The sequence below is a fragment of the Pseudomonas panipatensis genome, assembly GCF_900099785.1.
Taxonomy (GTDB): Bacteria; Pseudomonadota; Gammaproteobacteria; order Pseudomonadales; family Pseudomonadaceae; genus Pseudomonas; species Pseudomonas panipatensis.
On the sequence record NZ_FNDS01000008.1, the window covers coordinates 262,261 to 273,867 of the forward strand.

General features: G+C 66.7%; 5 protein-coding genes and 1 pseudogene. 5 read left to right on the forward strand and 1 reads right to left on the reverse strand.

Features of this window, described 5'->3' with window-relative positions:
* The first annotated feature begins 247 nt into the window (after nucleotides 1-247).
* Nucleotides 248-994: a bactofilin family protein gene (locus BLQ74_RS19565; protein WP_090265301.1), complete on the forward strand. Its 747-nt coding sequence runs from the start codon at nucleotides 248-250 to the stop codon at nucleotides 992-994.
* Nucleotides 995-1,066: 72 nt separating this feature from the next.
* On the opposite strand, the gene glnA is transcribed toward BLQ74_RS19565, so the two are convergent.
* Complete coding sequence (gene glnA / locus BLQ74_RS19570) at nucleotides 1,067-2,476, reverse strand: glutamate--ammonia ligase (protein ID WP_090265303.1); 1,410 nt, start codon at nucleotides 2,474-2,476, stop codon at nucleotides 1,067-1,069.
* 329 nt (nucleotides 2,477-2,805) lie between these two features.
* Between glnA and thiI the strand changes: the two genes are divergently transcribed.
* The 4 genes and pseudogenes from thiI to BLQ74_RS19595 all read left to right on the forward strand — a co-directional run.
* Nucleotides 2,806-4,260: a tRNA uracil 4-sulfurtransferase ThiI gene (gene thiI, locus BLQ74_RS19580; protein ID WP_090265305.1), complete on the forward strand. Its 1,455-nt coding sequence runs from the start codon at nucleotides 2,806-2,808 to the stop codon at nucleotides 4,258-4,260.
* Nucleotides 4,261-4,430: 170 nt separating this feature from the next.
* Complete coding sequence (gene typA / locus BLQ74_RS19585; protein ID WP_090265308.1) at nucleotides 4,431-6,251, forward strand: translational GTPase TypA; 1,821 nt, start codon at nucleotides 4,431-4,433, stop codon at nucleotides 6,249-6,251.
* Between the two features lie 228 nt (nucleotides 6,252-6,479).
* On the forward strand, nucleotides 6,480-10,112 hold the full coding sequence (locus BLQ74_RS19590) for a DUF2339 domain-containing protein (RefSeq protein ID WP_090265311.1): 3,633 nt from the start codon (nucleotides 6,480-6,482) through the stop codon (nucleotides 10,110-10,112).
* A pseudogene (locus tag BLQ74_RS19595) lies at nucleotides 10,109-11,492 on the forward strand (DUF3999 domain-containing protein); the annotation flags it as partial. The gene BLQ74_RS19590 and the pseudogene BLQ74_RS19595, both read left to right, overlap by 4 nt.
* Between the last annotated feature and the right edge of the window lie 115 nt (nucleotides 11,493-11,607).

The window sequence follows — 11,607 nt, forward strand, 5'->3', positions numbered from 1 at the left end:
GCCTGGATCAAACTTTCGCGGCGATGGCCGCTTTTCGTCGCCGCGCAATCGAAAAGTCTCTGACAAATATCAACGGCCGGCGCCGGCGACTGTCGTGAGATAGGCACATGCAATTGAGGGCGCGCTCGTCTGCCGGGCCGCGTTGAGTGAAGCGAGTGTCTATTCCGGTACCTGTCTACCTTACCGCCATGCCGCTGCCGGCGCCCGCCTGGGCTATGGCGGGCGGCGATGGCTGGAGGCCGCGGCGATGAGCGTGTTGCTGGCGCTGGCGATCGCCCTGTTGTTGGCGGTGTTGCCACGGCTGCTGCCGACGCCGGCCACCTATGTGCTTGCAGCGGTGCCGGCCGAGGCCATGGCGCAAGCCATGGGGGCCAAACCGCCGGGGTCTGCTGCGCGGCCCGACAATCTGCTCTATTTCCCCGTCGGCCTGCATCCGGCGGAGCGCTGCCTGCATGGCCCGCTGGTGGTCACTGGGCGGGTGCGGATACGCCCGCCGTTGCAGTTCTGGAGAATATCCGCCGGGGAAATCCGCTTTGGCGACTGTTCGCGAGCGCCGGCCGGCATCCAGGCGATCAGCGTCGGGCGGCGCCACGCGCAGGCCGGCGAATACCGTCTCAAGGCAGGCGTCTGTCTGAAGGGCGATCTGGCGGTGCAGGGGGATCTCTACCTGGAGCGTTTTTCCTCCGTGCTGGGTTCGGTGCAGGCCTCCGGCGGCGTCTGGATGGACGAGGGCGCGGAGGTCGCCGGCGCGGTCATCGCCCATGGCTCGGTGCGCGTCGGTCGGCGCTCGCGGATCGCCGGGCCGCTGATGTCCAAGCGCAGCATCAGCCTGGCCAGGGAGTGCGTGATCGGTGCGTGGCAGGCGCCGACGTCGGTGAGCGCGGCCAGGGTGCGCATCCATGAAGGCTGCAAGGTCTATGGTCAGGTGTCGGCGGAGGAGGGCGCGCAGGTGAATGCCTTGGCTGGCGCGGATGCCCGCCCGCCACCGCTCTGAGCGGGGCGCGGGCATAAAAAAGGCCTCCCGAGGGAGGCCTTAATGTTGCAGCTGTTTATAGGTATTCGTGGATCAGACGCTGTAGTACAGGTCGTATTCCAGCGGGTGCACGAAGGTGCGCACCTTGATTTCTTCTTCGCTCTTCAGCTCGATGTAGGCATCGATGAACTCGTCGGTGAACACGCCGCCCTTGGTCAGGAACGCACGGCCCTTGTCGAGTTCTTCCAGCGCCTCTTTCAGGCTGCCGCAAACCTGCGGGATTTCCTTGGCCTCTTCCGGCGGCAGGTCGTACAGGTTCTTGTCGGCGGCATCGCCGGGGTGAATCTTGTTCTGGATACCGTCCAGACCGGCCATCAGCAGAGCGGCGAAGGCCAGGTAGGGGTTGGCAGCCGGGTCCGGGAAGCGCGCTTCGATGCGGCGGGCTTTCGGGCTGGAAACGTACGGAATACGGATCGAGGCGGAACGGTTGCGGGCCGAGTAGGCCAGCATGACCGGGGCTTCGAAGCCCGGGACCAGACGCTTGTAGGAGTTGGTCGACGGGTTGGTGAAGCCGTTCAGGGCCTTGCCGTGCTTGATGATGCCGCCGATGAAGTACAGGGCGGTGTCGGACAGGCCGGCATAGCCTTCGCCAGCGAAGGTGTTCTTGCCATCTTTGGAGATGGACATGTGCACGTGCATGCCCGAGCCGTTGTCGCCGTACAGCGGCTTCGGCATGAAGGTCACGGTCTTGCCGTACGCGTCGGCAACGTTGTGCACGCAGTACTTCAGGGTCTGAACTTCGTCAGCCTTGGCGACCAGGGTGTTGAACTTGACGCCGATTTCGTTCTGGCCGGCAGTCGCCACTTCGTGGTGGTGAACTTCCACGACCAGGCCCATTTCTTCCAGGGCGTTGCACATGGCGGTACGGATTTCGTGGTCGTGATCGACCGGCGGTACCGGGAAGTAGCCGCCCTTCACGCCCGGACGGTGGCCCTTGTTGCCGGTTTCGAAGTCGGCGTCGGTGTTCCAGGAAGCCTGTTCGGAGAAGATCTTGAACATGGAGCCGGAGATGTCGGACTTGAACTTCACTTCGTCGAAGATGAAGAACTCCGGCTCCGGACCGACGAATACGGTGTCACCGATACCGGTGGACTTCAGGTATTCCTCGGCGCGCTTGGCGATGTTGCGCGGGTCGCGCTCGTAGCCTTGCATGGTGCTCGGCTCGATGATGTCGCAGACCAGGATCAGGGTCGGCTCTTCGGTGAACGGGTCCAGTACGGCGGTGCTGTCGTCCGGCATCAGGATCATGTCGGAGGCTTCGATGCCTTTCCAGCCGGCGATGGAGGAGCCGTCGAACATCTTGCCGATTTCGAAGAAGTCATCGTCCAGCGCGTCGCGGGCCGGCATGGTGACGTGTTGCTGCTTGCCTTTGGTATCGGTGAAGCGCAGGTCTACCCACTTCACGTCATGGTCTTTGATCAGTTGGTGCGACTTGTACGACATGCTGTCCTCCAGGAGGGATTAGAGCTGGGAACTTCTGAGCCCCAGTATCGGGTGATGCCGGCCGGAATACTCCGTCAGGGCAACCTGCATCACAAGGGAGCAAGTTGCGTGCCAGTGCCCGCTTTTGGGCAGGGGCCCGCAGTACAGGGCTTTTCGCGCGCGTTATGGCAGAAGCGCAGCGAATGCTGCACCAGGATGGTGCTACTGCGTGGTGCGCAAGTCCATTTTGGTGCACAAAAAAGAATCTGACGCGGCCTGCTCAAGTCTTGAGCAATTTCGGGTACAATCTCGCCCCTTTTTTTCTCCCTTTGGGCTTGCGCCTTTTCCGCATGAAACTCATCGTCAAGGTCTTCCAGGAAATCACCATCAAGAGCCGGCCGGTGCGCAAGCGCTTCATCCGTCAGCTGGCGAAGAACATCCGTACGGTGCTGCGCGACCTGGACCCGGACCTGCTGGTCGAGGGCGAATGGGACAACCTCGAGGTGGAAACCCGGGTCAGCGATCCCAAGGTCCTGCGCGAGATGATCGAGCGCCTGACCTGCACCCCGGGCATCGGCCATTTCCTCGAAGTCCACGAATACCCGCTGGGCGACTTCGACGACATCCTCGCCAAGTGCAAGGCGCATTTCGGCGACAAGCTGGGCGGCAAGATCTTCTCGGTGCGCTGCAAGCGCGCCGGCAAGCACACGTTCACCTCCATCGACGTGGAGCGCTACGTCGGCGGTGGCCTGCGCCAGCAGTGCGGCGCGGCCGGCGTGTCACTGAAGAACCCGGAAGTCGAAGTGCGCATGGAAATCCGCCATGACCGCCTGTTCGTCATCCACGCCCAGCACGACGGCCTCGGTGGCTACCCGCTGGGTGCCCTGGAGCAGGTGCTGGTGCTGATGTCCGGTGGCTTCGACTCCACCGTGGCGGCCTATCAGATGATGCGTCGCGGGCTGGTCAGCCATTTCGTGTTCTTCAACCTCGGTGGCCGCGCCCACGAGCTGGGGGTGATGGAAGTCGCCCACTACCTGTGGGAGAAATTCGGTCGTTCGCAGCGCGTGCTCTTCATCAGCGTGCCCTTCGAGGAAGTGGTCGGCGAGATTCTCACCAAGGTCGACGACAGCTACATGGGCGTGACCCTCAAGCGCATGATGCTGCGCGCCGCCACCCGGGTGGCCGAGCGCCTGCAACTGGACGCGCTGGTCACCGGCGAAGCCATTTCCCAGGTCTCCAGCCAGACGCTGCCGAACCTCTCGGTGATCGACCGGGTCACCGATACCCTGGTGCTGCGTCCGCTGATCTGCAGCCACAAGCAAGACATCATCGACACCGCCAGCCGCATCGGCACCGCCGAGTTCGCCAAGCACATGCCCGAATACTGCGGCGTGATCTCGGTGAACCCGACCACCCAGGCCAAGCTCTACCGCGTCGAGCACGAAGAGACCAAGTTCGACATGGCCGTGCTCGACCGCGCCCTGGAGCGCTCCACGCAGATGACCGTGGACCGGGTGATCGACGAGCTGGGCAAGGACCTGCCGGTGGAAATGGTCGGCGAGGTGCTGCCGGGGCAGATCGTCATCGACATCCGCCATCCCGATGCCCAGGAGGACGAACCCCTGGCCCTGGACGGCGTCGAAGTGCTGCCGCTGCCGTTCTACGCGATCAACAGCAAGTTCAAGGAACTGGACCCCAACCGCCAGTACCTGCTGTATTGCGACAAAGGCGTGATGAGCCGCCTGCATGCTCACCACCTGGTCAACGAGGGGCATACCAATGTGCGTGTTTATCGTCCGGCGTAATCGCTCGGCGAAGCGTCGCCAGCCCGGGCTGTTCGGTGGCAGCATCCGCCATCGACCTCCCGACATATTCCGGGCGTAGCCTGCCCCCGTTTCGCGTTACCGACCGCCGCGCGACAAGCCGGCCCAGCGCTGCATAAGGCAGCTGAAGATTACTTCTCGAGACAGATACCGTGATCGAAAAACTCCGCAATATCGCCATCATCGCCCACGTTGACCATGGCAAGACCACCCTGGTGGACAAGCTGCTGAAGCTGTCCGGCACCCTCGACCGCAAAGAAGCGGAAAGCGAGCGCGTGATGGACTCCAACGACCAGGAAAAGGAACGTGGCATCACCATCCTGGCGAAGAACACCGCGATCAAGTGGAACGGCTACAACATCAACATCGTCGACACCCCCGGCCACGCCGACTTCGGTGGCGAGGTGGAGCGCGTGATGTCGATGGTCGACTCCGTGCTGCTGGTGGTCGACGCCCAGGACGGCCCCATGCCGCAGACCCGCTTCGTGACCCAGAAGGCCTTCAAGGCCGGCCTGCGTCCGATCGTCGTGGTGAACAAGATCGACCGTCCGGGCGCGCGTCCTGACTGGGTCATCGACCAGATATTCGACCTCTTCGACAACCTCGGCGCCACCGACGAGCAGCTCGACTTCCCGATCGTCTACGCCAGTGCCCTGAACGGCATCGCTGGCATGGACCACGAGAAGATGGACGACAACATGGACGCCCTGTTCCAGGCGATCATCGACTTCGTCCCGGCGCCGAAGGTCGACGTCGAAGGCCCGTTCCAGATGCAGATCTCCCAGCTGGACTACAACAGCTTCCTCGGCGTGATCGGCATCGGCCGTATCGCCCGTGGCAAGATCAAGGCCAACACCCCGGTGGTGGCGATCAGCGACGACGGCACCAAGCGCAACGGCCGTATCCTCAAGATCATGGGTCACTCCGGCCTGCAGCGCGTGGAAGTCGCCGAAGCCGAAGCCGGTGACATCGTCTGCGTCAGCGGCATGGAAGAGCTGTACATCTCCGACACCCTGTGCGACCCGCAGAACGTCGAAGCGCGCCCGCCGCTGACCGTCGACCAGCCGACCGTGAGCATGACCTTCCAGGTCAACGACTCGCCGTTCGCCGGCAAGGAAGGCAAGTTCGTCACCAGCCGCAACATCAAGGAGCGCCTGGAGAAGGAACTGCTGCACAACGTGGCCCTGCGCGTCGAGCAAGGCGACAGCCCGGAGAAATTCAAGGTCTCCGGCCGTGGCGAACTGCACCTCTCGGTACTGATCGAAACCATGCGCCGTGAAGGCTTCGAGATGGCCGTGGGCCGTCCGGAAGTGGTGATCATCGAGAACGAGGCCGGCGAAAAGCAGGAGCCCTACGAGAACGTCACCATCGACATCGAAGAGCAGCACCAGGGCTCGGTGATGGAACAGATGGGCCTGCGCAAGGGCGATCTGAGCAACATGATCCCCGACGGCAAGGGCCGCGTGCGCCTGGAGTACACCATTCCGGCGCGTGGCCTGATCGGCTTCCGTAACAACTTCCTGACCCTGACCTCGGGCACCGGCATCCTGACCTCGACCTTCAGCCACTACGGCCCGATCAAGGCCGGCGAAGTCACCAACCGCCAGAACGGCGTGCTGGTCTCCATGGCCACCGGTACCGCGCTGACCTACTCGCTGGAAACCCTGCAGAGCCGCGGCAAGCTGTTCCTCGGCCCAGGCGACGAGATCTACGAAGGCCAGCTGGCCGGCATCAACAGCCGTGACAACGACCTGGTGATCAACCCCACCAAGGGCAAGAAGCTCGACAACATGCGTGCTTCCGGTAAAGACGAAGTCATCGCCCTGGTTCCGCCGATCCGCTTCACCCTGGAGCAGGCGCTGGAATTCATCGCCGATGACGAGCTGGTGGAAGTGACGCCGAAGTCGATCCGTCTGCGCAAGAAACTGCTGAACGAGAACGACCGCAAGCGCTACGAACGCGCCAAGGTCTGATCCGTCTCCGCGGACCAGCGAAAGCCGGGCATTTGCCCGGCTTTCGCGTTTCTGGGCCAGGCGCCGTCAGTGGCTCGCCGGCGCGGCTGAACGTCACACTGGCTGGAGTCTGCGGGCGGCGCCACAGGCGGCGGAGGGCTGGGTCGATATACTCGCAGGCAAGAGGTTTGTCCTGGCGGAGCGCCGGGCAGCAGTGGACGCGGTACTTCCTTTGAAGGATTCACACGCATGCAATGGATTTTCATGCTGGTCGGCCTCGTGCTGGGTGCGAGTGCCGGAGAGTCGATCACCGCCGGGTTGCTCGGCGCCTTGCTCGGCCTCGGCCTGGGGCAGGCCCTCGGGCTGCGCAGCCTGGAGCGGCGCAACCAGGCGCTGAACCGCAAGCTGGAGGCGCTGGAGGCGCGCATGGCGGTCGAGGGCGAGGCCATCGCCCAGCGCCTCAAGGACGCCGAATCGCACCCGGCGCCGCAGAGCGCCCCGACGGATCATCTCTCGCCAGCGCCCGCCGCCAGCGATGCCGGCGCGCCCGGCACTGAGACCGATCAGGAGCTGACCTGGGAACTGGAATTCCCCGAGCCCGCGCCCAGCGTCGCCGCCCAGGCGGCGGTCGAGCCCGCGCTGCCCGGCGCGGAGATGGACCTGGACTGGGACGCCCCGGCGCGCGAAACCGTGACCGAGAGCGCCCCGCGACCTGCCGAATCGGCCGCTGCCCGTGTCGAGGCGCCGTTGCCTCCGCCAGCGCCTTCGCTGTTCGAGCGCGCCTTCAATGCCGCCCGCGCCTGGCTGTTCGGCGGAAATACCGTGCTGCGGGTCGGCGTCGTGCTGCTGTTCCTCGGCCTGGCCTTCCTCCTGCGCTACGCCTCCGAGCGCGTGGTGGTGCCGGTGGAAGTGCGCTACATCGGCGTGGCCCTGGTCGCCATGGTCCTGCTGGGCCTGGGCTGGTGGCTGCGCCACAAGCGGGCGACCTACGCATTGCTGCTGCAGGGCACCGGGATCGCCGTGCTCTACCTGACGGTGTTCGCCGCCATGCGCCTGCACCCGCTGCTGTCGCCGCAACAGGCGCTCGCTCTGTTGATCGGCGTGACGCTGTTCTCGGCCATGCTCGCGGTGCTGCAGGATGCCCTCGGCCTGGCCGCCGCGGCCGCCCTGGGCGGTTTCGCCGCGCCCATCCTGACCTCGACCGGGGCCGGCAACCACGTCGCCCTGTTCAGCTATTTCGCCCTGCTCAACGCTGGCATCTTCGCCATCGCCTGGTTCAAGGCCTGGCGCCTGCTCAACCTGATCGGCTTCGTCGGCACCTTCGCCATCGGCTTCGCCTGGGGGTTGCGCAGCTACCGGCCGGAGTTGTTCGCCAGCACCGAACCGTTCCTGCTGCTGTTCTTCCTCATGTACGTGGCCATCGGCCTGCTCTTCGCCCGCCGCCGCCTGCGCGAGGCCGATGGCCTGGATGGGGACGCCAGCCGTGAGGACAGCCTGCGCTGGTCGATTCGCCAGACCGACTACGTCGATGGCGTTGTGCTGTTCGGCGCGCCGCTGATCGGCTTCGGCCTGCAATACGCGCTGATCCGCCACCTGGCATTCGGCCCGGCGTTCAGTGCCCTGGCCCTGGGGCTGTTCTACATGCTGCTGGCACGACTGCTCGCCGGACGCGCCGCCGAGCGCGCCGTGCTGCTGGTGGAAACCTGCCTGGCCCTGGGCGTGGTCTTCGGCACCCTGGCCATTCCGCTCGGCCTGGACGCCCGCTGGACCTCGGCAGCCTGGGCGGTGGAGGGCGCCGGCATCTACTGGATCGGCCTGCGCCAGCAGCGGCGACTGGGGCGGATCTTCGCTCTGCTGTTGCAAGCGGGGGCGGCCTTGGCCTTCCTCGGTGGTCTCCGGCCGGGCAGCGAAACCCTGCTCGACGGCGCCCCGTTGGGGGCGGCGATGCTCGCGGCGGCGCTGCTGTTCAGCTTCTGCCAACTGCGCCAGCGCGAGGCTGCCGGGCTGGCCGCCTGGGAGCCGCGTTGCCGACCACTGCTGGCGGCCTCCGGCCTGGGCTTCCTCTACCTGATCGCACCCCTGTGCTTCGCCGTGCCCGGCACGGCCATGAGTTGGGCGCTGGCGGGCCTGGCGAGCATTTTCGCCGGTCTGCGCCTGCGTTCGCGGACCTTCCTGTTCTGCGCCTTTGCCGTGCAATTGCTCGGCGGCGCGCTGTTCCTCCTCGACCTGCGTGTCGCCGACGGCGGAACCGGGGTCTTCGGCAGCGGCTGGATGGGGCTGTTCAGCGCCACGCTGATCGGTCTCGGCCTGATCGCCGGGATGGTCCTGGCGGCGCGGGACTCGCTGGTGCGCGACGACCCGCGGCTGATGCATGGCCTGACCCTGGTGCTCCTGGCCGGTCTGCTGCTGGTCAACCTGGCGGTGCTCTTCGTCCTGCCCTGGCGCAGCGCGGCGGCGGTCTGGGCCGGCAGCGGCCTGCTGATCCTCTGGCTGAGCCTGGTGCTGCGCCAGCGCGTCAGTTTCCTCTTCGGCCTGCTGTTGCAGGTGATCGGTGGTGGCGCCGTGCTGCTGAGCGGTCCGGGCCTGTTCGGCCAGCTTTCCGGCGAGGGCCTGACGCCGCTGGCCCACAGCGGCTTCTGGAGCCCGGCGCTCTTGGCCCTGGCGGCCCTGCTCGGTGCCTGGCGCCTGCAACGCGACGACCCGGCCGAGGCGGGGCTGGCGCTGGGCGCGCTGCGCCTGGGGCAGTTGTCGCAGTTGCTGCTGGTGTGGGGCGCCGCCTGGTGGGTGCTGACTGCGCTCTGCGAAATCAGTCGCTTCGTGCCCTGGGCCCGGCGCGAGCACGTGGCGCTGTTGGTCGCCGCACTCAGCGTGGCGCTGTGGAGCCTGATCGCCCGCCGCACGCAGTGGCGCGCCCTGGCATTGCTCTGCCTGGGCCTGGCGCCGGCGGGTGTGCTGGCCTTGCTCAGTGCCTGGCATGCGGGCTACCAGCCGCTGGCCGAACTCGGCTGGCTGGGCTGGGGCGCGCTGCTGCTGGCGCATCTGTGGTCGCTGCGCTACCTGCACCCGTTGCTGCCGTCGCGGCCGCTGCGCGGTGCCCATGTGCTAGGTTGCTGGGTGCTGCTGGCGGTGCTGGCGCTGCAACTGCGCTACCTGCTGCTGTCCCTGGCTGAGCACTACAACGCCTGGCGCTGGCTGGGTTGGGCGCTGGTGCCGAGCGCCTACCTCATGCTCATGGGGGCGAGACCGCGCCTGCCCTGGCCGGTGGCCGACTTCCCCCGCGAATACCGCGCCCTGGCCGCCGCGCCGGTCGCCGTGGCGCTGCTCGCCTGGTTCTGGCTGGTCAACCTGTTCAGCGACGGCGCCGCCGATCCCTTGCCCTACCTGCCGCTGCTCAATCCGTTGGAGCTGGGCATGCTGATCGTGCTCGCGGCGATCCTGCAATGGACCCGCAGCGGTCTGCCGCTGCTTGGCCCGACGCCGGCGCAGTCGCGCCTGCCGGTGCAGGCCGTGCTCGGCGCCTCGCTGTTCGCCCTGCTGACCCTGGCGGTGTGCCGCACCGCGCACCATTGGGCGGCGGTGCCCTTCACGCTGGCTTCGCTACAGGCCTCGATGGTGGTGCAGGCCGGGCTCTCGCTGGTCTGGACCCTGATCGCCCTGGGGCTGATGATCGGCGGCCACCTGCGTCTCCGCCGCGACCTGTGGATGGTCGGCGCGGCGCTGATCGGCGCGGTGGTGGTCAAGCTGTTCTTCGTCGAACTGGGCAACAGCGGCAGCCTGGAGCGCATCATTTCCTTCATTGGCGTTGGCGTGCTGCTGCTCGTCGTCGGCTACTTCGCCCCCTTGCCGCCGCGGCGGCCGGAACAGGAGCAATCGCAGGCATGAAGCCCTATTTCCTGACCCTCTGTCTCGTCGCCAGCCTGCCCGCCGCTGGCGCCCTGGCGGCCGATTCCGCCGCCGACTACCCATGGCAGGTGCCGCTGGTCCTGCAGGGCAAGGGCCCCTGGTATCGCCTGCAAGTGCCCATGGCGGTGCAACTGGCGGCGGCCCATGCCGATCTGCGCGACCTGCGCGTCTTCAACCAGGAAGGCGAGGCGCTGCCCTATGCCCTGAGCGATGCCGTCGAACAGCGCAACAGCGCGCCGCGCGATGCCTCGGTACGGCTGTTCCCGCTGTACGGCGCGACGGCCGATCCGGGGGCCCAGGCCAACCTGCGCATCCAGCGCAGCACCAGTGGCACCCTGGTCGAGGTGTTGCCCGACGCCGCGCCGGCGGCCGCGGGTGAGCAGCGCCGCGGCTGGCTGCTCGACGCAGGCACGGCGGACTTCCCCTTCGAGCGCCTGCTGCTCGACTGGAACAGCCCGAGCGAGGGCTTCCAGCATTTCCGCATCGAGGCCAGCGACGACCTGCGCAACTGGCAGCCGTGGGGCGACGGCCAGCTCGCCCGGCTGAGTTTCAATGGCGAGCGCATGGATGTCAGCGAGGTTGCCTTGCCGGGGCGCAAGGCCCGTTACCTGCGCCTGTCCTGGCCGGCGAACGAGCCGGCCGTGGAGCTGACGAGCGCGCGCCTGCAAGGCCACAGCGAGCGCACCGAGGCCGCGCCGCTGGTCTGGTCGCCGCCCTTCGCCGGGCAGCTTGACGCCGATGGCGCGTATCGCTGGGAGCTGCCATTGGCCTTGCCGCTGGAGCGGGTCAAGGTCGCGCTGGACCCGGCGCAGTCGCCGTTGATGGTGCCGGTGGCGCTGTCCGGGCGCGCCGAGGTGAAGGACGCCAATGGCCAGGCGGGCAACTGGTGGCCGCTAGCGCGCGGCGTCTTGTACAGCCTGCCCATCGACGGTCGCCAGGCGCGCCAGGATGAACTGGCGCTGAACGGCGCGGCGGTGCGCCAGCTACGCTTGGTCACTGACGCGCGCGGCACTGGCCTGGGCGCCGGGGTGCCGGACATCAGCGTGGCCATGCGTGCCCGTGAGCTGGTGTTCCTGGTTCGTGGCAGCGTGCCCTATCGGTTGGCGCTGGGCAACGGCGCTGCGCACGCGGCGAGCCTGCCATTGAGCGTGCTGATTCCTGCCTACAGCGCGGAGACGGCGGCGGCACTCGGGCAGGCCCAGCTCCAGGAGGCCCTTGCTCCGGCCAACGTGCCGAGCCGCGCCGCGCCGCTCGGGCGTGACTGGAAACGTGTCGGCCTGTGGGTCGTGCTGCTGGCCGGAGTCCTGCTGCTCGCGGGCATGGCGCTGAGCCTGGTGCGCGGCAAAGCCTGAAAAGCCCCGCGGCCGTCCGCATCGGTTGTGGGATATCTCGATGATCTGGAGGGAATTTCGCCGATAGGGGGTGAAAAAGGCGGTAGGCGTGGAGTAAATGCTGTAACGACTCTGCTACTGTA